The sequence below is a fragment of the Streptomyces sp. NPDC050287 genome, assembly GCF_044459385.1.
Taxonomy (GTDB): domain Bacteria; phylum Actinomycetota; class Actinomycetes; order Streptomycetales; family Streptomycetaceae; genus Streptomyces.
In genome coordinates, this window is record NZ_JBITIY010000005.1 from 127,875 (window position 1) to 149,637 (window position 21,763).

At 67.8% G+C, this 21,763-nt stretch carries 18 protein-coding genes and 6 pseudogenes; 16 read left to right on the forward strand and 8 right to left on the reverse strand.

Features of this window, described 5'->3' with window-relative positions; translation table 11 throughout:
* Positions 1 to 167 precede the first annotated feature (167 nt).
* The 4 genes and pseudogenes from ACIBK3_RS19210 to ACIBK3_RS19225 form a co-directional block, all read left to right on the forward strand.
* A pseudogene (locus ACIBK3_RS19210) lies at positions 168 to 459 on the forward strand (transposase family protein); the annotation flags it as partial.
* Between the two features lie 432 nt (positions 460 to 891).
* A pseudogene (locus tag ACIBK3_RS19215) lies at positions 892 to 1,140 on the forward strand (transposase); the annotation flags it as partial.
* Positions 1,141 to 1,437: 297 nt separating this feature from the next.
* Positions 1,438 to 1,671 (forward strand): transposase, encoded by a 234-nt coding sequence (locus ACIBK3_RS19220; RefSeq protein WP_323179431.1) that lies wholly within the window; start codon positions 1,438 to 1,440, stop codon positions 1,669 to 1,671.
* 167 nt (positions 1,672 to 1,838) lie between these two features.
* Positions 1,839 to 2,235, forward strand: a pseudogene (locus ACIBK3_RS19225) (transposase family protein); the annotation flags it as partial.
* A 63-nt stretch (positions 2,236 to 2,298) separates the two neighbouring features.
* On the opposite strand, the gene ACIBK3_RS19230 reads toward ACIBK3_RS19225, so the two are convergent.
* Entirely contained in the window at positions 2,299 to 3,822 is a 1,524-nt protein-coding gene (locus ACIBK3_RS19230; RefSeq protein ID WP_269646746.1) for an AMP-binding protein, read from the reverse strand.
* A gap of 135 nt (positions 3,823 to 3,957) precedes the next feature.
* Between ACIBK3_RS19230 and ACIBK3_RS19235 the strand changes: the two genes are divergently transcribed.
* The 8 genes and pseudogenes from ACIBK3_RS19235 (at position 3,958) to ACIBK3_RS19270 (ending at position 11,582) form a co-directional block, all read left to right on the forward strand.
* Positions 3,958 to 5,145: a CaiB/BaiF CoA-transferase family protein gene (locus tag ACIBK3_RS19235; protein ID WP_266531850.1), complete on the forward strand. Its 1,188-nt coding sequence runs from the start codon at positions 3,958 to 3,960 to the stop codon at positions 5,143 to 5,145.
* Complete coding sequence (locus ACIBK3_RS19240; protein WP_266531849.1) at positions 5,142 to 6,032, forward strand: enoyl-CoA hydratase/isomerase family protein; 891 nt, start codon at positions 5,142 to 5,144, stop codon at positions 6,030 to 6,032. The genes ACIBK3_RS19235 and ACIBK3_RS19240 overlap by 4 nt, the downstream gene beginning before the upstream one ends.
* Positions 6,029 to 7,243, forward strand: coding sequence for a hypothetical protein (locus tag ACIBK3_RS19245; protein WP_266531848.1), 1,215 nt, complete (start codon positions 6,029 to 6,031; stop codon positions 7,241 to 7,243). The genes ACIBK3_RS19240 and ACIBK3_RS19245 overlap by 4 nt, the downstream gene beginning before the upstream one ends.
* A gap of 11 nt (positions 7,244 to 7,254) precedes the next feature.
* On the forward strand, positions 7,255 to 8,247 hold the full coding sequence (locus ACIBK3_RS19250; protein ID WP_266531846.1) for an MDR family oxidoreductase: 993 nt from the start codon (positions 7,255 to 7,257) through the stop codon (positions 8,245 to 8,247).
* Between the two features lie 63 nt (positions 8,248 to 8,310).
* A pseudogene (locus ACIBK3_RS19255) lies at positions 8,311 to 8,802 on the forward strand (hydroxymethylglutaryl-CoA lyase); the annotation flags it as partial.
* 85 nt (positions 8,803 to 8,887) lie between these two features.
* Positions 8,888 to 9,829: pseudogene (locus ACIBK3_RS19260) on the forward strand (CaiB/BaiF CoA transferase family protein); the annotation flags it as partial.
* Positions 9,780 to 9,941 carry a hypothetical protein gene (locus ACIBK3_RS19265; protein ID WP_266586793.1) on the forward strand — a complete coding sequence of 54 codons (162 nt, stop codon included), beginning with the start codon at positions 9,780 to 9,782 and terminating at the stop codon, positions 9,939 to 9,941. The pseudogene ACIBK3_RS19260 and the gene ACIBK3_RS19265, both read left to right, overlap by 50 nt.
* Positions 9,942 to 9,953: 12 nt before the next feature.
* Positions 9,954 to 11,582, forward strand: coding sequence for an FAD-dependent monooxygenase (locus ACIBK3_RS19270; RefSeq protein WP_266586795.1), 1,629 nt, complete (start codon positions 9,954 to 9,956; stop codon positions 11,580 to 11,582).
* A 423-nt stretch (positions 11,583 to 12,005) separates the two neighbouring features.
* On the opposite strand, the gene ACIBK3_RS19275 is transcribed toward ACIBK3_RS19270, so the two are convergent.
* Positions 12,006 to 13,253: a winged helix-turn-helix domain-containing protein gene (locus ACIBK3_RS19275; RefSeq protein ID WP_266586797.1), complete on the reverse strand. Its 1,248-nt coding sequence runs from the start codon at positions 13,251 to 13,253 to the stop codon at positions 12,006 to 12,008.
* A 434-nt stretch (positions 13,254 to 13,687) separates the two neighbouring features.
* Between ACIBK3_RS19275 and ACIBK3_RS19280 the strand changes: the two genes are divergently transcribed.
* Both ACIBK3_RS19280 and ACIBK3_RS19285 read left to right on the forward strand, forming a co-directional pair.
* On the forward strand, positions 13,688 to 15,172 hold the full coding sequence (locus ACIBK3_RS19280) for a class I adenylate-forming enzyme family protein (RefSeq protein WP_266586799.1): 1,485 nt from the start codon (positions 13,688 to 13,690) through the stop codon (positions 15,170 to 15,172).
* 287 nt (positions 15,173 to 15,459) lie between these two features.
* Positions 15,460 to 15,858, forward strand: a complete 399-nt coding sequence (locus ACIBK3_RS19285) for a hypothetical protein (RefSeq protein ID WP_266586801.1) — start codon at positions 15,460 to 15,462, stop codon at positions 15,856 to 15,858.
* Positions 15,859 to 16,497: 639 nt separating this feature from the next.
* On the opposite strand, the gene ACIBK3_RS19290 is transcribed toward ACIBK3_RS19285, so the two are convergent.
* The 3 genes from ACIBK3_RS19290 to ACIBK3_RS19300 form a co-directional block, all read right to left on the reverse strand.
* Complete coding sequence (locus ACIBK3_RS19290; RefSeq protein ID WP_266586803.1) at positions 16,498 to 17,418, reverse strand: SDR family NAD(P)-dependent oxidoreductase; 921 nt, start codon at positions 17,416 to 17,418, stop codon at positions 16,498 to 16,500.
* Between the two features lie 94 nt (positions 17,419 to 17,512).
* Entirely contained in the window at positions 17,513 to 17,926 is a 414-nt protein-coding gene (locus ACIBK3_RS19295) for a Zn-ribbon domain-containing OB-fold protein (protein ID WP_266586805.1), read from the reverse strand.
* A gap of 13 nt (positions 17,927 to 17,939) precedes the next feature.
* A complete protein-coding gene (locus ACIBK3_RS19300; protein ID WP_269646741.1) occupies positions 17,940 to 18,785 on the reverse strand; it encodes an enoyl-CoA hydratase/isomerase family protein in 846 nt (281 codons plus the stop codon).
* 56 nt (positions 18,786 to 18,841) lie between these two features.
* On the opposite strand from ACIBK3_RS19300, the gene ACIBK3_RS19305 reads away from it, so the two are divergent.
* Together ACIBK3_RS19305 and ACIBK3_RS19310 are read left to right on the forward strand one after the other, a co-directional pair.
* The gene (locus tag ACIBK3_RS19305) at positions 18,842 to 19,273 is read left to right on the forward strand and encodes a MaoC family dehydratase N-terminal domain-containing protein (RefSeq protein ID WP_266531833.1); all 432 of its coding nucleotides are present in this window, start codon (positions 18,842 to 18,844) and stop codon (positions 19,271 to 19,273) included.
* Positions 19,270 to 19,701: a MaoC/PaaZ C-terminal domain-containing protein gene (locus ACIBK3_RS19310; RefSeq protein ID WP_266531832.1), complete on the forward strand. Its 432-nt coding sequence runs from the start codon at positions 19,270 to 19,272 to the stop codon at positions 19,699 to 19,701. The genes ACIBK3_RS19305 and ACIBK3_RS19310 overlap by 4 nt, the downstream gene beginning before the upstream one ends.
* Positions 19,702 to 20,481: 780 nt before the next feature.
* On the opposite strand, the gene ACIBK3_RS19315 is transcribed toward ACIBK3_RS19310, so the two are convergent.
* The 3 genes and pseudogenes from ACIBK3_RS19315 to ACIBK3_RS19325 form a co-directional block, all read right to left on the reverse strand.
* On the reverse strand, positions 20,482 to 20,730 hold the full coding sequence (locus ACIBK3_RS19315) for a hypothetical protein (protein WP_266586811.1): 249 nt from the start codon (positions 20,728 to 20,730) through the stop codon (positions 20,482 to 20,484).
* Positions 20,731 to 20,749: 19 nt separating this feature from the next.
* Positions 20,750 to 21,133 (reverse strand): annotated as a pseudogene (locus ACIBK3_RS19320) (ISAs1 family transposase); the annotation flags it as partial.
* Positions 21,052 to 21,675: a transposase family protein gene (locus ACIBK3_RS19325; protein WP_323179401.1), complete on the reverse strand. Its 624-nt coding sequence runs from the start codon at positions 21,673 to 21,675 to the stop codon at positions 21,052 to 21,054. The pseudogene ACIBK3_RS19320 and the gene ACIBK3_RS19325, both read right to left, overlap by 82 nt.
* Positions 21,676 to 21,763 lie beyond the last annotated feature (88 nt).

Genomic DNA, 21,763 nt, shown 5'->3' on the forward strand with positions numbered 1-21,763 from the left:
GCTTCTTCGGCTTGGCCTCCGATCAGGTGACGGTCCACGAAGCGCAACGAGCGAGGCCCCCGGGCTGTTGATCGAGATGTCTGACGTCTCAACCACGCTGCTCGGGGGCCTCGTTGGTCAATCCTGCCGCACTCGACCTGCCCCATGCCCTTGTGGAGTGGGTGACGATGCTCATCGTCACCCGTGAGGGTGACCGGCGCTGCAAGCTCCGCCCGTCCCAGCGCGCGATGGTGGCACTGGTGTACCTGCGCGCACACCACCCTGGCGAAGATCCCTGCCGGGTTCGGGATCAGCGAGTCCACCGCCCACGCCTACACCAGCACGATCGTCCACCTGCTCGCCGAACGCGCGCCGGGTCTGCTGAAGGTCATGCGCGAGGCCGATGCGGACTTCGTCCTGCTGGACGGCACGCTCGCCGAGTGCGACCGAGCCGGCGACGGACGGGCCGACTACTCCCACTGTGAGGATGGCGGTGTGTCGTTCCGGCCACGGCTTGACTCGTACTCTCACTGGCCGCTTGTGCCTTGTGTTTGATCTGTCAGCCCGGCCGGAGTGACACGCACCGGCACCGGGCCGGGCGGAGCGTGTCCCGATAGGGGCCATGGCCTCGAAGGCACCGTCACAGTTCTGACCGCTCCACCGACCGGCGCTGACTTTCGGTAAGTCGTCGAACAGGAGCACGGTGGCCACCCTCGGCAAGTCTGCTGCCTTTCCTGCTGTTCATGCTGTCGAGGCCGCGGCCGAGCCGCGCGTGGTGGTGCTCGGCGTCGACACCCACAAAGACGTACACGTCGCGGCCGGCCTTGACCACCTTCGCAGGCTGCTGAGCAGCGGGGAGTTCCCGGCCACCGGGCCGGCTACCGCCAGCTCCTCGACTGGGCACGCCAGTGCGGGACGGTGCTGCGGGCCGGGGTGGAGTGCACTGGCTCCCACGGTGCGGGCCTGGCCCGCTACCTCGCGGCCCAGCAGGTTGCGGTGGTGGAGGTGAACCAGCCCGACCGATCCACCCGGCGCCGCCGCGGCAAGACCGACGCCGTCGATGCCGAGGCTGCCGCCCGGGCCGCGCTGTCCGGCATCGCACGGGCGCTACCGAAGAGCGGCGACGGGCAAGTGGAAGCCTTGCGGATGCTCCGGCTGGCGAAGAACTCCGCGGTCAAAGCCCGCACTCAAGCGCTCAACCAGCTCAAGTCCGTGCTGGTCAACGCTCTGTCCGCCCTGCGCGAGGAGCTGGAGCCGCTCTCGAATTCGCGGCTGCTCCGCCGGTGCGCAGAACTGGCCGACACCCGCGAGGGCAACCCGGCAGCCGACACGGCGGTCTTCACGCTGCGGCTGCTGGCACAGTGCGTCGTGCAGCTTCGACACGAAGCCACCGAGCTCGAAAGGCGGATGACCATAGCGATCAGGGCTACCGCGCCCAGCCTGTTGGAGCAGCTCGGGATGGGACCCGACAGCGCGGCGGCCCTGCTGATCACTGCAGGCGACAATCCGGAACGGCTGGGCAGCGAGGCATCCTTCGCCGCCCTGTGCGGTGTCAGTCCCGTCGAGAAGTCCTCAGGGAAAAGCACAACGCCGTCGGCTCAATCGCGGCGGAGACAGGCAGGCCAACGCCGCACTGCACCGCATCGTGGTCACGCGCATGAGACAAGACGAGCGTACCCGCCTCTACCTTGAGCGACGCACCGCCGAAGGCAAGGGAAAACGTGAGGTCATGCGCTGCCTCAAACGCTACGTAGCCCGCTAGGTATACAACTGATCCGTGCCGACATGATCACGCGCCACCAGCGGTCTGATCCTTCAGCGACTCTGATGGCCGCAGCTTGACGAACATAGGGGGCATCAAGCACCGCCAGCACGGGGTGAACGTGCAGGTGGTCACCGATCCGGACGGCCAATTGTTGTGGCTCTCGCCCGCGTTGCCGGGCCGGGCTCACGACCTGACCGCTGCCCGTACCCACCGCATCATCCGCATCTGCGAGCGCCAAGGCGTCCCCATCCTGGCCGACCTCGCCTACCAGGGTGCCGGCCCTGGCTGACCACAGGCATCAAGCGCAAACCCTGCAGGAACTCACCCTCACCGAGAAGACCCTCAACCGCGCGCTGTCCGCAGCACGGGCACCGGTCGAACGCGGCATCGCACGATTGAAGTCCTGGCGGATCTTCCGAAGATCCCGATGCAGCCCCAACCGGATGACGTCAATCGCCAAGGCCATCCTCACTCTGGAGCGGCAACGCTGAAGAAGCCCAATGAAGAGGGGCCACCGCGGGCCCCTCTTCTGCTTGCCTCAGCCGTGCGGCCCGTCAGGCCGGCAGGCTCCCCTTCAGCCGGTGCTTCTGGATCTTGCCGACGGGCGTGCGCGGCAGTTCGCGGACCAGTTTGACGCTGTCGGGGACCTTGAACTTCGCGAGCCGCTCGCGGCAGAAGTCGAGGATCTCGTCCGGGGTCGCCTCTGCGCCCTTGCAGAGCACGACGAACGCGACCAGCGCCTCGTCGCGCATCTCGTCGGGAACGCCGACAGCGGCGGACTCGAAGACGGCGGGGTGCTGACCGATCACCGCCTCGACCTCGCTGCAGGCGACGTTCTCGCCGGCCCGCTTGATCATGTCCTTCGCCCGGTCCACGAAGATGACGAACCCGTCGGAGTCCGTGGCGGCCACGTCTCCGGTGTGCAGCCATCCGTCGACGAGCGTCGACGCGGTGGCCTCCGGGTTGGCGAGGTAGCCGGTCATCACGTCGAATCCGGGATTGGCGCCGACGAGCAACTGCCCGGGAGTGCCGAGCGGGACGTCGTTGCCCTGGTCGTCCACGAGACGAATGCGTGCGCCGGCGACTGGCCTGCCCATCGCCTGGGAGTTCCGCGTGCCGAGCAGCGGGTTCATCAAGGGCGGGAAGACCGTCTCGGTCATGCCGTAGAGCTGAAGCAGATCGACCCCGAACCGCTTCTGGAACTCCGTGACCTGGGCCGCGGAGACGTTCTGCGCGAAGATCACGACGCGCAGCTGGTGCATGTGGTCGGCATTGGAGACCGACTGAGCGAGCAGCATCCGGATCGGAGCGGCGAAAAGGCTGGCGACCGTCGCTCCGGTGGCCAGCGCCTGCTCCGACCATCGGCTGGCACTGAACCGGGGGGTGAGCGCCACAGAGGCTCCGGAGACGAAGGCCGACATGGTCGAGTAGTACTGCGCGTTGCCGTGGAAGAGGGGCAGGACGATGAGGTTGCGGTCGTAACGACGCAGCCGCAAGTGACCGGCGACGACGTCTCCGGCGTTCAGGTACGCCGCGTGGGTCACCATGACACCCTTTGGGCGGCTGGTAGTGCCGGAGGTGTACATGATGGCCGCGAGCGTGCCGCCGTCGGTGCGACGGAGGTCGACTGAGTCCCAGTCGGCGAAGGTGTCGCTGACGTGCCACGCGTGCTCGACGTCGATGATCGTCCGGGCGCCGGCGGCGCGGGTTGTGTCGGCCAAGTCGGCCTGGGTCACGACGACTTCGCATCCCGCGTGGTCGACCACGTAGCGCAGTTCGTCGGCGGTGAGCAGTGGATTGGTGGGCACGATGGCTGCGCCAAGGAGCGCGGCGCCGAACCACACGTCGTAGAATTCGGGACAATTCGTCAGGTGGACGCCTACCTTGTCGCCGGCCCGCACGCCGTGCGAGGACAGCAGCTCGGCGGAGGAAAGCGCCCGCGCGGCCATCTGCCCCCACGTGGTGGTCTCGACCAGCCCGGGACCTCGCTCGTAAGCGAGGAAGGGCGCGTTGGGCTGCAGGTGGGCGAATTCCTTGAGCACCGAGCCGAGTGTCCGGTGACCGTGAGCCATTGTCATAAGGGGAACCGTAGGCCGATGTGCCTGTCGAATGGATGCCACTTCGGGACCGCTCTCTCGGACACCCAATCGACATCTATTCGCACCTAGGCTGAGGACGTCCCGCCTGGGAGCGGCATGAATTTGGAGGAGCAGGTGGAGTCTGCACTGGCAGGTATCCGCGTCGTCGACATGAGCGCCACGGTGATGGGGCCGATGGCGAGCCAGCTACTCGGCGACCACGGTGCTGACGTCATCAAGGTCGAGTCACCGGCTGGTGACACGACACGGAGTATTCCGCCGATGCAGAACCCCGAGATGGGCTGCACATTCCTGCAGCTCAACCGGAACAAGCGCAGTGTCGTGCTCGACCTCAAGATCGAGCGGCACATGGAGGCGATGCGCGACCTCCTCGCCGGCGCCGACGTGTTCATGTATTCGGTGCGCCCGCAGGCGATGGCCCGGCTCGGCCTGGGGCCCGAGGACCTCGCCGAGCTCAACCCCAAACTCATCTCGGTCAGTCTCGTCGGTTTCGGCGAGGGCGGCCCCTATGCCGGCCGACCAGCGTACGAGGACCTCATCCAGGGCCTCACCGCCGTGCCCTCCCTGCTGGCCCGCACGGGCTCGCCGGAGCCCGGCTATGTGCCCACTTCGTTCAACGACCGCGGTACGGGTCTGTACGCTGCGCACGCCATCGTGACCGCCCTGTTCCACCGCGAGCGGAGCGGGGAGGCCCAGCACATCGAAGTGCCGATGTTCGAGTCGATGGCCCAGTTCGTGCTCGGCGACCACATGGGCGGCATGGCCTTCGAGCCGCCCATGGGTCCGCCCGGATACCCGCGCACACTCACCGCCGAACGGCGCCCCTACCAGACGGCTGACGGCTACGTATGCGCGATCATCTACACCGACAACCACTGGCGGTCCTTCGGAGAGCTCGTCGGGCGGCCGGACCTTCTAGATGACCCGTACTTCGCCGACTTCGGCGTTCGCACCACCCACGCCGATCACACGTACGCCTTCGTGCGCGAACAGCTGGCCGCGAGGACCACCGCTGAGTGGCTGGGGGTGTTCGAGAAGGCCGATATCCCGGCCACGCCGCTGCACACCCTGGAATCGATTTTCGACGACCCGCACCTGAACGCGGTCGGCTTCTTCCAGACCACGGAGCACCCCACGGAGGGCCCGCTGCGCACGGTGCGCGGTCCGGTCGGCTGGTCCAAGACGCCTCCGGGCCTCCGCCGGCACGCGCCGCAGCTGGGCGAGCACACCGTGGACGTCCTCGTCGAGCTGGGCTATGGCAAGGACGACGCCGCGAAGATCAAGAGGGAAGGCGGGCGGTGAGCGCCCTGGCCAGCTCTGAGAGCGACTCCGGCTACGCCCATGTCGCGTATCACGTCGAGGACGGGGTCGCGCACGTCCGCCTCAACCGGCCCGACAAGCTCAACGTCCTGGGCTTCGGCCCGGACGGCAGCCGGGCCGAGATCCTTGCCGCCCTGCAGCGTGCCGACGCCGACGCGTCCGTCGGGGCGATCCTCGTGAGCGCGGAGGGCCGGGCGTTCTGTGCCGGCGGTGACCTGACCGGGGCGCCGCCGACCGACAGACCGTACGACGTCACGGAGATGGTTGCGGAGGTCGACCGGTTCCACGCCGGCATCCGAGCCGTCCGCAGGCCGATCGTCGCGGCCGTGCACGGCCTGTGCCTGGGGGCGGGCCTGGGCTTGCTTGCCCAGTTCGACCTCGTCGTCGCGGCCGAGGACGCCCGCTTCGGTCTCGTGGAGGGCCGTATCGGCCACCCGGGCGCCACTGAGCTGGTGCCGCTGATCGGGCCGGCGTGGGCGAAGTTCCTGATCCTCACCGGAGAGCTGATCGACGCCTCCGTGGCCGAACGGATCGGGCTCGTCCTGGCCGTGGTCGCACCCGACGCGCTGTCGGTCCGGGCGGGTGACCTCGCCGCACGGATCGCGGCGACGCCCCGGGAAGCGGCGATCCTCAACAAGGCCGCGGTCAACGCCACCGCGGATGCCATGGGGCGTACCGACGGCCGCGCGGCCGGGCGTACCCGCGACGTGGTGACCGTCTCGAACGCCCGCTACGCCGAAGCTCCTGATGGCCGGCGCTTCGCCGACATTCTGGCCACGGAGGGCGTGACCGGACTCAAGGCGGCCCGCGACTCCCAGTTCACCGGGAGCTGGCTGCCGACTCCGACGAGCATGAAGGAAGACCAGTGATCCTCGACGTTCTCCAAGGGGACTTGCAGTACCAGTACATCGCTCTCGACTACCCCGAGCATCGCTCCTTCAACGAGGTGTACGGCTACGCCGGCAGCCAGGGCATGGTCCATGTCGAGGGCGTGTTGCTCAAGCCGCGCACCGGCACCTCGAAGACCGTCTTCTTCTTCATGCATCCGGTCACCCCGATGGACGCGCTGCCCGTGCCGCGGAGCCTGGCCGAGTCCGGTGTGCACGTGCTGTGCGGACGCACCCGATATTTCAAGAACGACGCGGCCCTGATCTTCGAGAAGACGCTGCTCGACTTCGGCGCCTGGATCCGCTACGCCAAGGAACAGCTCGGCTACGAGAAGGTGGTGCTCGTCGGGTGGAGCGGTGGTGGCTCCTTGTCGATGCTCTACCAGTCGCAGGCCGAGAATCCCACGATCGTGGATACGCCGTACGGCGACCCGGTCGATGTCGTCGGTGCCGGGCTCATACCCGCCGATGCTGTGGTCTTCCAGGCCGCGCACGCCTCCCGGGCGCGGGTGCTGCTGGAGTCCCTCGACGCCTCGGTGCGCGATGAGCTCAACCCCGAGGACCGCGACCCGCATCTGGACCTCTACCGGCCCGAGAACCTGGCCAGTCGGCCCTACAGCGCAGACTTCGTCGCGGAGTACCGTGCCGCCCAGCTGTCCCGGATGCGCCGTATCACGGCGACCGTGCGTGAGCGCCTCGAGATGCTCGAGAACCGCGGTGGCAAGGAGATCGAGGGTGCCTTCGTCGTCCACCGGACCGAGGCCGACCCGCGCTGGCTCGACCCGACCCTGGAGCCCAACGACCGTCGGCCGGAGTGGTGTTACTCCGGTGACCCCGAGACGGTCAACACCGGACCGGTCGGCGTCGCGCGGTTCTGCACGCTGCGCTCGTGGCTGTCGCAGTGGTCCATCGACGACACCCGCGCCAGGGCCGAGGTGTGTGCCGAGGACGTCACGGTGCCGTTCCTCACCATCGAGAACAGCGCCGACGACTGCGCCCCGGCGGCCCATGTCCATGAGGTCTTCGAGGCGGTCGCCAGCACCGACAAGGAGTACAAGGTCGTCAAGGGAGCCGACCACTACTACGCGGGCACCCCCGAACTGCTCAAGCAGACAACCGAGCTGACCCTCGAGTTCGTCGCCAAGCGCGGCCTGCTCGACCTCAGTCCTCCCTCCCCCACCCGACTTCGCTGAAAGGCGCCGCAATGAACGAACCCTTCACCGCACTGGTCGTCGACGAGACCGACGGGAAGCGGGTGTGCGACTTCCGCCGGCTCAGCCTCGCCGACCTGCCCGAATACGACACCCTGATCGAGGTCGAGTACTCCTCGCTCAACTTCAAGGACGGCCTCAACGTCTCCGGCGCCCAGAAGATTGCGCGGCGCACGCCCCTGATCGCCGGCGCCGACCTGGCCGGCACCATCGTGGAGACCACAAATGCCCAGTGGAGGGTCGGCGCCAAGGTCGTCGTCAACGGCTGGGGCATGTCGGAGACCGAGTCCGGTGGCTACACCCGCTATCAGCGGGTCAAGAGCGAGTGGCTCGTCGAGATCCCCGAGCCGTTCAGCACCCTTGATGCGATGGCGATCGGCACAGCCGGCTACACCTCAGCCCTGTGCGTCGACGCACTGGATGCCTGGGGCGCACTGGCCGGTGGCGATGTGCTCGTCACCGGCGCGGCCGGAGGCGTAGGGTCGGTCGCGGTCGCACTCCTTACCGCGGTCGGAGTGCCCGTGGCGGCCTCGACCGGGCGCCCCTCCGCGCACGAGTTCCTCACGGAGCTGGGAGCCGGGACGATCGTGGACCGCAACAAGCTCCTCGAGCCCGGGCGCCCGCTGCAGAAGGAGTGCTGGTCCGGGGTAGTCGACACCGTCGGCGGTGTCACCCTCGTCAACGCGCTGTCGCAGACCGTTTACGGCGGCGCCGCTGCCGCCTGCGGGCTGGCCGGTGGCAGTGACCTAGTCGGCGCGACCGTGCTGCCCCACATCTTGCGCGGGGTTGCGCTGCTCGGCGTCGACTCCGTGATGGCCCCCCAGGCGAAGCGTAAGGCTGCTTGGAGCCGTTTGGCGCGCGACCTCAAGCCCGATGTGCTCGCATCGTTGTCCCGGGTTGAGCCGATGTCGGCGCTTCCGTCACTGGCGCCGCAGATCCTGCAGGGCCAGGTCCAGGGTCGCGTCGTCATCGACGTCACGGCTTGACGATTACAGGTTCGAGACATGGCCGCACGCGAACCGTCGGTGACACAGCGAGAGGGGCGGGGGATGCGCGTCGAGATCGTCGAGGTCGGACCTCGCGATGGGCTCCAGAACGAGAAGGCGCCGCTGTCACCGGAGGACAAGGCCGAGTTGATTCGCCGCAGCACCGCGGCGGGTCTTCGCCGGGTCGAGTCGGTGAGCTTCGTCAGCTCCAAGGCAGTTCCGCAGATGGCGGCCGCCGAGGAGGCCATGGCGCGAACTGAGCGGGTGCCCGGTGTTAGTTACAGCGGCCTGGTCCTCAACCCCCGTGGACTCACGCGCGCCATCGAGACCGGAATGGACGAGGTGAACGTCGTTCTTGTCGCGAGCGAGACCCTCAGCCAGCGCAACCAGGGCGCCACCATCGGGCAGATGGTCGGGCGCTGGCGCCAGATCGTCGCCGAGGCCAACGGCGCCGTTCCGCTTTCCGTCGCGATCGCAGCCGCGTTCGGCTGCCCTTTCGAGGGCGAGGCCGACCCCGAGCTGGTCGCCCGCCTCGCGGGAGAGGCGTACGACGGCGGCGCGGTGGAGATCTCCCTGGCCGAATCGATCGGAGTCGGCGTACCGGCCCAGGTCCGCGCTCCTTGGCGACTTCGGTGCCGAGGTGATCAAAGTCGAGGCACCTGGCGAGGGCGACGCGATGCGCGGCTGGGGTCGGGTCAAGCCTCAGGGCTTGTCGCTGCACTGGCCGATCATCGGGCGCAACAAGAAGTCCATCACGCTCAACCTGCGCAGCGCCCAAGGCCAGGAGATCGTGCGCAAACTCGTCGCGCAGGCGGATGTGCTCGTCGAGAACTTCCGGCCCGGCACCCTGGAGCGGTGGGGCCTGAGCCCCGAGGAGCTCTGGAAGGTCAACCGTGGCCTCGTCGTCACCCGCGTGACGGGATACGGCCAAACGGGCCCCTACGCACCCCGCGCCGGCTTCGGCGTCGTTGGCGAGGCAATGGGCGGATTCCGGTACGTGACCGGCGACCCGGTGACGCCACCGGCCCGAGTGAGCGTCTCGATCGGGGACGAACTCGCTGGCACCTTCGCGGCCCTTGGCACGCTCGTCGCGCTCCACCACCGGCAGAACACCGGCCGCGGGCAGGTCGTCGACGCATCCCTCTACGAGTCCGTGTTTGCGATGATGGAGGCGCTCGTTCCCGACTGGGAGGTCGGCGGCTACCAGCGCGAGCGGACTGGCTCGATCCTCCCGGGCGTCGCGCCGAGCAACGTCTACCCGGCGCTCGAAGGGTCGGTGCTGGCCGGCAACCGCGACACGGTCTTTCAGCGGCTTACCGAGGTGATGGGCCAGCCCGAGCTTGCCGCGGACCCGAGGTTCGCCACCCATGACGCGCGCGGTGCCAACTCCGAGGAGCTGGACCGGATCATCTCCGCTTGGAGCAGTCCGCAGGAATCCGGTCACCTCCTCGACGCGCTCCACGAGGCTGGTGTCCCCGCCGGACTCATCTACCGCGCCAAGGACATGCTGGAGGACCCGCACTTCAAGGCACGTGAGTCGATCGTCCGGCTCAAACACGAAGTGCTCGGCGAATTCCCGATGCGTCCGGGCCCTCGGTCCGGAGCTCGGCGAACACAACACCGCCGTCTACCGCGACCTGCTGGGCCTCAGCGACGACGAGGTCGAGGCGCTGCGGACCGACGCGATCATCTAGCGAGGAGCCGTCATGAGCAAGCGCATCGACACCGCCGTGATAATCGTCGGCGGGGGGCCCGTCGGCCTCACCCTCGCCTACGACCTCGGGCTCCGGGGCGTCCCGTGCGTCCTCGTCGAGGCCGACGCCGGGACCGGACTCGAGCTACTCGCCAAGGCAGGGACCTTCAACGAGCGGACCGTCGAGTACTTCCGGAAGATGGGCGTCGCCGACGACATCATCAACGCCGGGTTCCCGCTCGACTACCCTCGGGACACGCTCTACGTCACCTCGCTCAACGGCTTCGTGCTCGGCCGCGACCCGCTGCCCTCGGCGAAGGATCGCATACCGTTTCCCGAGACGAGGGAGATCCCCGCGCGCTGCCCGCAGTACGTTTTCGACCCGCTGATGGCCGGCAAGGTCCTCGAACTCGGCATGACGCAGGTCCTCTACGGCGCTGTCTGGCGCTCGATGTCCGAGGACGCCGAGGGCGTCACGTCGGTCGTCGAGGGCCCCGACGGCGAGCACCTAACGGTCCGCTCGAAGTACATCGTCGGATGCGACGGCGCCGGCAGCACCGTCCGCCGCGCAGCGGGCATCGCCTTCGAGGGCAACGATCTCGACTACTCGGTGAGCGCGATGATCGAGTTCGAGGCGCTCGAGGACCTGCACCCTCACGGCCGGGCCGAGCGCTTCATGTTTGTCGGCGAGGACGGGAAGACCTGGGCCAACATCACATCGGTCGACGGCCGGAAGCTATGGCGGATGACGCTCGTCGGCTTCACCGAGCGCCAGCAGCCCGACAGCAACGACTACGACGCAGCCATGCGCCGTGCCCTTGGCACCGACGAGGGCGACTGGATTCTGCACCGCGTGATGCCGTGGCGCCGCAGCCACTACACGGCCGAGCGCTTCGCGCAAGGACGGCTGTTCCTTGCCGGTGACGCCGCCCATACCACTTCGCCCACCGGCGGACACGGCCTCAATACCGGTCTCGGCGACGTCAGCGACCTGGCGTGGATGCTCCAGGCGCTCATCGAGGGCTGGGGTGGCAGATCGCTGATCGACGCCTACAACGCCGAGCGTCGGCCGGTGGCGATCCGCAACGGCAACTTCTCCAGTCGCAACTACGGCGCGTGGGTCGAGGAAGCCAAGTGGGACCGGCTCTTCGAGGACTCGCCCGAGGGGGAGAAGCAGCGCCGGGCGCTGGGGGACCAGATGAACGCCCGCCTGCAGCCCGAGTGGCACTCCTTCGGGGTGGCGATGGGCTATCGGTACGACGAGTCGCCGATCGTCGTCGGTGACGGGACGCCTCCGACTCCGGACGATGCCAGCGTCTACGTGCAGACCGCTCGCCCGGGGCACCGTGCCCCGTTCGTGCGGTTCGCCGATGGCACCGCCACCATCGACCTGCTCGACCGTGACGCCTTCACGTTGCTCGTTCTCGGCGACGAGCCCGCGTCGGCCGACATCGGTCGCGCGGAGGCAGCCGCAGCGGGTCTCGGCGTTCCGCTCACGGTCGTCCGAGTCAGTGAGCCGGCCGTCGCCGCAGCCTACGATCGACCGTGGGTGCTGGTGCGCCCCGACGGCATGGTGACCTGGCGCGGCGACGAGTTGCCCGACCCCCGCGACCTGCTGCTGACGGTCACCGGCCATGCCTGAGGATCAGTACGCCCCAGTGGACGAAGGCGTCGATCATGTCCAAGGCATCGTCGCGCTGCTGTGGACGCCCTCGTCCGCTCAGGTCTGGATCTCTACACCACAAGGACTTCGCCCGCAGCGCCGGGTATCCGACGGTGATCGCCCACGGGATGCTCCAGGCGCCTTGCCGGCGACTTACGCAACCGGCCTACTCGGTGCCGCGACCGTGCACCGCTTCGGCGTTCGGTTCCGCTCTCAGGTCTTCTACGGCGACACCCTCAACTGCTCGGGAACCGTCGTTGCCGTCGAGGAGGGGCCGAGGGCGGCCTGGCCACCGTAGAACTGCAGCGAGGCAGCACACCGGCGAGTCGTGATCACCGGGACTGCCGACTTCTTCCTGGCGTGACCCGTGGATCACTGGGTCCAATGATCCCGGTGACAGCGTCAGATGGCGGCGAGCGTGCCGTCCGGCTCGCCCAGGTGGCGTGGAAACAGGCCGCTGAGAACGGCTCCGGCTGCCTCCAGCACTATGCACTGCAAAGGCGTGAAGGGGCTGTCGGAGCGTCTGACGAAGCCGACCTGGCCCCAGGTGCCATGGGCATCGGCCAGGGGAATCGAGAGGATCGAGGGTACTTCGGTTTCGGCCAAGCGCGTCAGCTTTACCGTCGCCGGATAACGGCGCTTGAACTTTGTGATGTCGACGACTCGCCGGATCGCCCGGGTGTTGAAGGTGTCGGCCGAGAGGTATCCGCCGTCTAGCGGCACGCCTGCCGCTACCGAGGTCTGCCACTCCTCCGGCATCCCGGCCTGCGCGACCAGATCCAGCAAGTTCGAGCCCGGGCGCCGGGCGAACACGGCCGCACCGTCACACAGGCTGTCGTCGGCCGCGAGGTCAACGAGGGCCCGGCATGCCTCAAGCCGGCTGTGGGTGGCGAAGAGCGACTGGATGAGCGTGCTCAGACGATCTTCCCAGGTCGCCACGTAGTTGCTGTCCTCCACACCGGTGCCCTTCTTCTGATGGGCGGCCAGTTCCGTGACGGGCTGGTCGAAGCTGTACCCGATGCCGCGCGCCGCGCGGATGTAGCGACGCTCACCGGAGGCCTCCAGCTTCTTGCGCAGTCGGTTGATCTGCAGGCGCAGGGCGTTGCGGTCGTCTGTGTGCTTCCAGTCCCAGACCTCCTTGAGGATCTCGTGGTGCCGGATCGCGACGAAGGGCTGGCCCATCAGCACGCGAAGCAGGTCGAACTCGGTGGGGGTAAGGCTGACCTGCTGGCCGTCAACCGTGACTCTGCGAGCCAGCAGGTCGACCCGGAGGCCCGGGCTCTCCAGGAACCGCAGCTCGGCCTGGTTCGGGATGGCTCGGCGCAGGAGCGCGTCGGTGCCGGCTCGCAACAGATCGCCGGAGTAGCCCTGCTCCAACACCAGGTCTGCTCCGGCGTTGAGCAAAGTGGGCTCGGACTGCGTGCCAGGCGACGACAGCGCGACCATGGGAGCCCGGGAGAGCGGCCTCAGAAGCGACACGGTGCCGATCGCCCACGGATCCGAGGTGCCGGCGACGAAGAGGAGTCCGAAGTTGCGCACCAAGACCAGCCACGATGCCCGGTCCAGGTCGGTGGTGCACACGCACTTCCAGCCGATGGCAGCCAAGGCGCTGGATGTGGCCGCGGCGCCGAGCTCTGTGTCCGCGACCACGAGGGCCGTTCCGCGGTGGCCGCCATTTGGCGCGGACGATCTAGTGGGCACGGTCGGGCCTAGCGGGGGCGCAGGGCGCGGATTGGTACGCCGGTCGTTGTGCACTGAAGCCTCCGCGAACTCGACGGTGAGTGGCGTGCGCCATAGCCAGTATGGCCATATCTGACAGCGTGTACAAGGATCTGCAGGTCGGAGACGACCGGCTGAGCCGGTGGTCTGAGCAACCGGGGTCTCGGTATGTGGGTTGAGCACCGACCGGCATTCTTCGTACATGTAGGGGGGATGCCGAACTGCTGGCGAGGCTTCTCGCGCCCGGGCGCCCGTCCTACAGTGCCGAGGGGAGGAGCGCGGCTCGATAACTTCGTTCGGAGAGGAAGTTCATGCAGCATGAAACCCTCGTGGTGAGCGGCGAGTTCGACACCGTCGACCATCTGTTGGCGGCGGCGGCCGCCCAACAGGGGGAGCGCGACGCGTACGTCGGTCCCGACGATCGGATGAGCTTTGCAGAGTGGCATCTCCGCTCCGACCTGGTGGCGGAGGAGCTCCGCCGACGCGGTGTCGGCCGGGGCGACGTCGTGGCGCTCGTGATGCCCAACTCGTGTGACTTCGCCGTCGTGTTCGCGGCGATCGCGAAGCTCGGTGCTGTCACCACCGCACTCAACACTCGGCTCGGGCCCCAGGAGATGGAGGCGATCGCCCAGACATGCTTGCCACGGCTGGTGGTGCGTGATGGCACGCTGGCCACCCCGCCGCTGCCCGGCGAGCCGCGGTCCCTCCTTCGCTCCGAGCTGGCGGGGATCTACGCTCGCGTGGCGGTCGACCCGCCGCGTGGCCAGTGCAACCCCGCCGACCCGGTCGTGATCATGTGGACCAGTGGTACGACCGGGAACCCCAAGGGCCCCTACCTTGACCACCGCAACCTCAAGGCCGTCTCCGACGCTGCCGGACCGATGAGCACACCCGGTGACCGCAGACTGGTTCCCACACCATTCCCGCACGCCGGCTACATGGCGCGCCTGTGGGACCAGATCCACCACCTGACGACCGTGATCATTGGCGTGATGCCATGGTCGGTGGACTCCATGCTGCGGCAGATCGTCGAGGAGAGAGTCACGGTGATCGGCGCCGTACCGACCCAGTGGGAGAAGCTTGTTCAGTTTCCCGGCATCGACGAGCTCGACCTCGGCTCCGTCCGCGTGGGGCTCAGCGCGACCGCTCCCGCACGACCCGAGTTGGTGGAGCGGGTCAAGGAGGTCCTCGGCTGCCCGCTCGTGGTCCGCTATGCGATGACGGAGAGCCCGAGCATCGCCGGCACCCGACCTGAGGACCCGCCGGAGGTGCAATTCCGCACCGTGGGCCGCCCCCAAGTCGGCATGGAGGTTTCCGTGCTGGCCGACGAGGGGGAAGTCGGCATGGTCCGCATCCGTGGGGCCTGCGTGATGCGCGGCTACTGGAACGACCCGGCACGGACGGCGAAGGCATTCGACTCCGAGGGCTGGCTGCTGACGGGCGATCTCGGCTATCTCGATGCCGACGGCAACCTCGTGCTCACCGGCCGCTCCAGCGACATGTACATCCGCGGCGGCTACAACGTCTATCCCGCCGAGGTGGAGAGCCTGTTGGTCACCCACCCGAAAGTCGCCGATGTCAGCATCGTCGCTGCTCCGGCGCCGACTATCGGTGAGATTGGTGTTGCCTTCGTGGTGCCGGTACCCGGTGAGACGGTCACCTTGGATGAGTTGCGGGAGTTCGTACGACGAAACCTGGCCGACTACAAGGCGCCGGACGTTCTGCATGTTATCCAGGAGCTGCCGGCGAACGCGATGCACAAGATCAATCGGAGCGCGCTGCGCGAGTTGGCGAAGGCCTCCGTGACCACCGAGACCGCCCCGGCATCTGCCGCCGGCGTGGGCCGCTGATCGACAGGAGGAGCAAGTAGTAAGAGTCGAAGCACCCACAGCGGTCATCGTCGCGGATGCCCGCACGCGACGGGCCGGCTGCTCCGCGGTCTGTCCGGCTAGAGCCCGCCACCGATCTGGGTGGAATCGCGAACCGGCGGGAGAAGGCCAGGATAGGCGGGGACCAGGTCGACTACGGCGTCGTCGGCACGTCATCCAGGCCGGATGCGGGCAGAACACCGCTCGACGGTCGCCGTCAAGGGCGGTAACGCGATGATGATGCCGGCGGTGACACTCATCAAGGTTGCGTGGCCAGGGTGAAGGCGATCGCCACCGCCGACCAGATGATCCGTGTCCGGGAGCATGATGTCGTCGCTGTCGGCGGCATGCAGTCGATGAGCCAGGCCCCGCACCTGCTGTCGAAGTCCGGGACCCGCTTCAAGTACTGCTACACAATGGTGGTCGACACGATGGCCTACGACGCGCTCTTCGACCAATTCACCTACCAGGCGATGGATGAGGCAGGCGACGAGCCGACGCCACGTCTCGGGTGCGGCGTCGGTGGGCGCGCTCGGCGCGGAAGCCGTCGAGCATCAGGTACAGGTGGCGGCGCCATGCGTGCGGGCGATCCCGTCGGGCGCCTCGATGATCCGGCTGTGGGACCAGATGACGAAGGCGAGGTCCTCGGGTACCAGGTCGGGTCGTAGGCGGCCCTGCTCTCGCGCGCGTTCGACGATGCGCACGCCGGGTCATGGATCCGGGTCTGCTGGCTGGCCAGGCAGACGTTCTCAGGCAGCCGGATCGAGGCGAAGTCGTTGAGGCCCCGGTCGCGGGCCTGGAGTTCGCACATGGTTTCCAGGAACAGGCACAGCCCTTCCCACACGTCGTCCATGCTCAGGGCCTGTTCCGCGGCGGCGACCCAGATCGCGAGCTTGCGCCAGCGAAGACCTCCTGCACCAGGCACAGTTGGCGACCTGCTCCAGCGACGCCTGCATCATGCGGCCGGCGGCGACCACATCCGCTCCGGCGTGGCGTTCTCGCAGCTGAGTTACTGGGTCAGCGACCTGCCAGGCGCGGTGGTGGTGGCCTACGAGACCGGCCGACCGGCTTCGTACCTGTACCGGCACCTGACCGCAGCCGGGATCGGGTGCGAGGTCGCAGCAAGCGGCCTTCCAATCGGTGAAGTTGATGCTGCGTAGGCAGTTTGTCCGCCCTGTTCCATGGAAGCCCACGGTTGAGCGAATTCGTCGACCGGACCTCCGTCGGGGGAGAACGAGCCGTGTCTTACCGACCGGTGGTCAGCAGGCTGCGCCACCTCCGGTCACGGACCTTCTCCCACCGCGCGGTCAGCCGCCCAGCCGGAGTCCACGCGCTCGTGTCCCGAAGATCTCGGTGCCGAATACCTCACCGAGTCTGGTGGCATCCCAGCGCTGCTCGTTGCTGCAGGCGACCGCGTCCTCGGTCCATCCGCCCATGAGATAGATCTTGTCGCCGATTGCTCGGATGACCTGTCCGGAGATCTGGCTGGCCTGTTCGCTCGCGAGCCACGCGACGACAGGGGAGCAAAGGGAGGCGTCCAGGGGATCGAAGGAGTCCTCGGGACGTTCGTCCGGCTCGGGGACGACGTCATCCTTGCCGGACGCGGAGAGACGGGTAAGGCCACCGGGCCCGATCGCATTGACGGTCACTCCGATGCTTGCCAGTTCCAGACTGAGGGTCAGCGTCAGGCCTGCGATCGCCGACTTGGCGGTCGCGTAGTTCGACTGGCCGAAGTGACCCAGGAGCCCGGCACCGGAGACCGTGTTGATGATGCGGCCGTACGTCGTACCCGTGGAGGCTTTGGCGTTCGTGCGCCATCGGCGGGCGACCGAACGGCACGCCAGCCACGTTCCGCGGACGTGCACGCGCATCACCAGGTCGAAATCGGCGACCGGCATGTTCCAGATGGCTCGATCCCGCACGATGCCGGCGTTGTTCACGAGGATGTCCACGCGCCCGTACTCCGTCCAAGCCCGATCGACCAATGCCTCGACCTGGTCCTCGTCGCCGACATCGCCGTAGTCCGCGATGGCTCGTCCACCGCGTGACCGGATGATGTCGACGACAACGTCGGCGTCGCGGCCGGATCCGTCGCCGGAGATCGTCGTCCCGAGGTCGTTGACGACGACGGCCGCTCCTTGCTTGGCCAGTTCCAGGGCATGACCCCGGCCGATACCGTGCGCGGCTCCCGTGACGATGGCGACCTTGCCATCCAACAGTCCAGGCATGAGGTGGTGATTCTCCTTCTTGTCTTGTCACCTTGTGGTGACACGGCCGGTGTGGTCGCCAGCGTGCCGGTGATGCGGTGAGGACAGCGCGGACTCAGGCAGGTACGAAGACCGGAGCCGACAATGTTTCGTCGAGCGGCTCGGCCCGGACGGTCAGAGCCATCCCGATGTGGAGGTCCTCTGGAACGCAGTCCACGATGGTGGTCATCAACCGGGGCCCCTCCTCGAGCTCGACGAGGGCGGCTACGTACGGGACGCGATCGGCGAACGGCGGCAAGTCGTTGACATAGACCGTGGAGAACGTGTAAAGCGAGGCGCGGCCACTGGCAGGACGGGGCTCGACGGCGCAGCTCCAGCAAAACGGGCAGAAGGGACGCGGGTAGTGGTGCACCCGGTCGCAGTCCGTGCAGTGGGCGATGAGTAGGACGCCACGATCGCGGATCGCGTCCCAGTATGGCTGTGTGTCCGGCTCTACGGTGGGCAGGTCCCGGCGGTCGGCACGAGTCACGAGAGATCCTTTCTCACACGCCACGGAAAACGGGCGCGCGATTCTCCAGAAATGCGGCCACGCCCTCCGTGGAGTCGATGGAGTGGCTCTGTGCCTCCTGCATCAGACCCTCGAAGGCGAAGGAGGACGCTCGATCCTGATCGAGGGCGACGTTGAAGAGGCGTTTGGTCAGCGCGAGTGCGGTGGTGGGGGCCGCGGCCAACCTGGTGGCCAGTGCGGAGACCGTGGATGCCAAATCGTCACCGGACACGACCCAATTGACTAGTCCGAGCCGCAACGCGTCCTCGGCCGGAAGACGGTCGCCGAGCAGGGCCAGTTCCTTGGCCTTGCGCATGCCGAGGTGACGAGTGAGCAGGTAGGCGCCGGCCGCGTCGACCGTGATGCCGCGCAGAACGAACGACTCGATGAAGACCGCTTCCTCCGTGGCGATCACGAAATCCGCCGCGAGGGCCAGGTGAGCTCCCATCCCCGCCGCCGCACCCTGGACGACAGCGATCACTGGCTTGTCGCAGTCCAAGACGGCAGCGATCAGCTGCTGGGCGCCGCCCATGATTCGCCTGCTGACCTCCCCGACAACCGTCTCGGCGTCTGTTCGGCGGAGGCCGGTGACGTCCGCACCGGTGCAGAAGTGCCGCCCCGCGGCACGCAGGACGACGCACCGCACGGCGGCGGTCTCGTGTGCGCTCTGGAGTAGCGCGATGACCTGCTGCCGGTCCGACGGTCGCAACGCGTTGCCCTTGGCGGCCCGGTCGAGGGTGATGGTCAGGATCCCATCCGACAGCTCCGAACGGATCGAAGCGTGCGCTGCCTCTTCGTCAACCACATCGGCCTGGGTGTCCACTGCCTGGTCGTCGTTCATGTCAGCTATTCTGGCATCATCGTCACTTACTAGGCAACCAATGAGGGAGAAACCGCGTGACTGAGGCCCCACATCTGACGCCACCGTCATTTGAGTTCCCTATAGAGCTCGGGGCGGTGCGAGCGTTCGTCCAGGCCATGGAGTCGGGAAACCCCGCTTTCGCGGGAGCTGCCCCGGTCGTTCCGCCGACCTTCCTGGTGACGTCGCACCGTTGGTCCACGAAGGAGAACCGGATCGACCATGGCATCCCGAGGGCCCGGCTCCTGCACGGCGGGCAGGAGTTCCGTTTCCACGGGGAACCTCCCCGGGTCGGCCACACCCTCACCGCCCGGGAGCAGCTCACCGAGCGTTACCAGAAGCAGGGCCGCCGCGGCGGCACGATGGAGTTCGTCACCGTGACGACCGAGTTCCACGACCAGTCGGGAAGGCTTGTCGCGGAGATGAGCGCGACCTACATCGGTACAGCGCCGAAGGGGGAGCACGCATGAACGTCGCCACACCGGAAGTCGGTCAGCGTGCCGAGCCACGTACCTACGGCCCCATCACGTCAGAGACGATCGTGCGCTACTCGGCAGCATCAGGAGACCTCAATCCGATGCACTACGACAAGGATTTCGCCCAGCAGGCCGGCTACCCGACCGTGTTCTCGCAGGGCATGAACTCCGCCGCGCTCCTGGGCTCCTTCCTCTCTGATTGGTTCGAGCCGGCCTGGATTCGGCGATTCGGGGTCCGGTTCCGAGAGTTGGTCTGGCCTGGTGATCTCCTGGAATGCTCGGGGGAGGTCGTCGCGGTCGCCGCGGTCGAGGGAGGTAGCGCCGTTACCGTTGAGCTTCGGCTTCGTCGTCAGTCGGGCGAGACAGCTCTCGAAGGCTCCGCGGACCTGTTCGTGCCGGAGTCCGCGGCGTCCACAAGCTGACCTACGGCGGACGCGGCGCCATCCGGACCGGGCGGCGCCGCGTCCCCCGCCTCGCTCGCCCAAGCGCAGCGTCTGTGACGGTGCCCGGCCTGCAGCCGTACCAGGCGGCTCGGTCCCATTGCCAAGCTGGACATACGTCATGCCGTGCTGCTTGGCCACGCCGGCAGGCACGTCGAGCGCTTCCCAGATCGCCTTGATGGTTCCCTGCACCGCGTCCGACCGGCGTGTGGCGATTGTCCCTGCCAGCGTCTCGGCATGGACCAGAGGTCCCTCACGGGCGGCCACCTCGCTGACCAGTCCCAGACCCATGGCCGTTCTGGCCCTGATCCGTTCGTCGTTGCCGACGGGGGCGCAGCGCAGCACGTCGCCCGGCGGGCGCGATGCAGCCTGCCGATCGGCTCCGGTGCCGAGACGATGCCGACGCCGGCATGCGGGTCGAAGAAGGTCGCCCCTCCGAGGCGATGACGATGTCGGACTCATTGATGAAGTACATCCGGCCGCCTGCGGCCATGCCCTGAAAGGCGACAACAACACGCTTCCAGACGTTGGGCGCGTGGCCCGAGCCACTGACCCGGGTCCATCTGGTTGAAGATCGGCTCCTCCAACCACCTCGGTCCTTCATCGGGGTCGAGACCGGTGCAGAACGCTCGGCCGCCAGCCGCCCGGCACGACCGCGTGGATGTCTTTGTCTCCTCGGACCTCCGCCCAGGCAGCGGTCATGTCCAAGGTCATCTGCCGGTTAAGCCGTTCGAGCCGGTTGAGCGTGATCGCAGGGCTTGATCAAGCTCCGTAGCTGTCCGGATCGTTGGTGATGCCCAGGATGGGGAGTGCTTGGTGGGGCTCGTCGCGTATCGCCCGGGTGGTCTTGGCGATGTTGTCGGCGCCGAGGGTTTTCAGCACGCCGATGGAGAGGTTGCGGAGGGTCGCCAGGGCCCGTGGTGCGGTCCCGGCGTGGACGGTGGAGGCCTCCTCGGCGAAGGTGACGTCCCTGATGTGGTGCGAGGAGTTCGCTGGTGACGGCGTAGACACTCTCACGGGTCTCGCGCTTGCCGGTGGGCTTGCGGCGGCGGTGGTCGCGGATGGCCAGGCGGGCGTGGGGAAAGGCGATTCCGCCGAGTTCGTCGGCGATACCGCAGGTCTTGACCGAGCGGGACTCGCGGCGTCCGTGTCCGGTCCCGGAGGCGGTGTGCTGGACTGCGATGGACTGCCAGGGCAGAGCGGCGAGTTGGGTGTAGGCGGTGGGCTGGTTGGTCTTGATCACGGTGATGTAGCGGGCCTTCTTGGTTTCCACCAGCCAGGAGATGTTCGCCTTGACCGAGTGCAGGGCGTCGAAGGTGACGACGGTGCCGGTCAGGTCCAGCGGTGCCAGCAGCGGCCGGAAGTGCGTGGTTTCGTTCGTCTTCGCGCCGACCTCCACCTGGGCGAGGGGCACGAGGGTGCCGTGGGTGACCGCGGAGAGCAGATGCCGGCGCGTCGCGGTGAGACGGGCTGATCCCTTGAGTGCTTTGCGTCGACGGCGATCGCGCGCGAGCGCCCGGACGCGGAGGGCGACGCCGCCTGGGCGGGTTGGGTGGCGGCCCGGTGCCGGTCGGCCAGGCAGGCGCCGACCGCCCGGTCCAGGGCGTCACCGTCAACAGCCCCCAGCACACGGCCGATCGTGGCCGACGCCGGAGCGCGCCGCCATCTGAGCAGGTGGCGGCGGATCCCGATCACTGTCAGGACTGCGTTCGAAGCACGCTGGCCCCACTCGGCGAGTTCATCGATGCTCCTCGCTCCCGAGACGGCCGCGCACGCACACACCAGCAGGATCGCTGTGAATGAGTACCACCGGCCCCGGCGGGCGCGCGGGTCGGGCACGGAATCGAAGTACGGGCGCAGGTCGGCAATCCGGCCGGTGTCCAGCGGCCCCAGTTTCACCAGCACGGCAGGGATGGGAGAGGATGCAGCAGCAGGCACGGGCCACCTCATGATCATCGGGCTTAGACACCACAATGATCACGAAGCCCGTGCCTGCTCTGCTATGCGCCCCAACCGGTCACAACCCGATCAGCCGCACGACCCC

Coding starts and splice junctions, on each gene's coding strand:
- ACIBK3_RS19300 (WP_269646741.1), bottom strand. CDS start 18,785: ATGAACGACGACCAGGCAGTGGACACCCAGGCCGATGTGGTTGACGAA.
- ACIBK3_RS19220 (WP_323179431.1), top strand. CDS start 1,438: ATGGGACCCGACAGCGCGGCGGCCCTGCTGATCACTGCAGGCGACAAT.
- ACIBK3_RS19250 (WP_266531846.1), top strand. CDS start 7,255: ATGAACGAACCCTTCACCGCACTGGTCGTCGACGAGACCGACGGGAAG.
- ACIBK3_RS19325 (WP_323179401.1), bottom strand. CDS start 21,675: ATGATCATGAGGTGGCCCGTGCCTGCTGCTGCATCCTCTCCCATCCCT.
- ACIBK3_RS19270 (WP_266586795.1), top strand. CDS start 9,954: ATGAGCAAGCGCATCGACACCGCCGTGATAATCGTCGGCGGGGGGCCC.
- ACIBK3_RS19290 (WP_266586803.1), bottom strand. CDS start 17,418: ATGCCTGGACTGTTGGATGGCAAGGTCGCCATCGTCACGGGAGCCGCG.
- ACIBK3_RS19230 (WP_269646746.1), bottom strand. CDS start 3,822: ATGACAATGGCTCACGGTCACCGGACACTCGGCTCGGTGCTCAAGGAA.
- ACIBK3_RS19310 (WP_266531832.1), top strand. CDS start 19,270: ATGAACGTCGCCACACCGGAAGTCGGTCAGCGTGCCGAGCCACGTACC.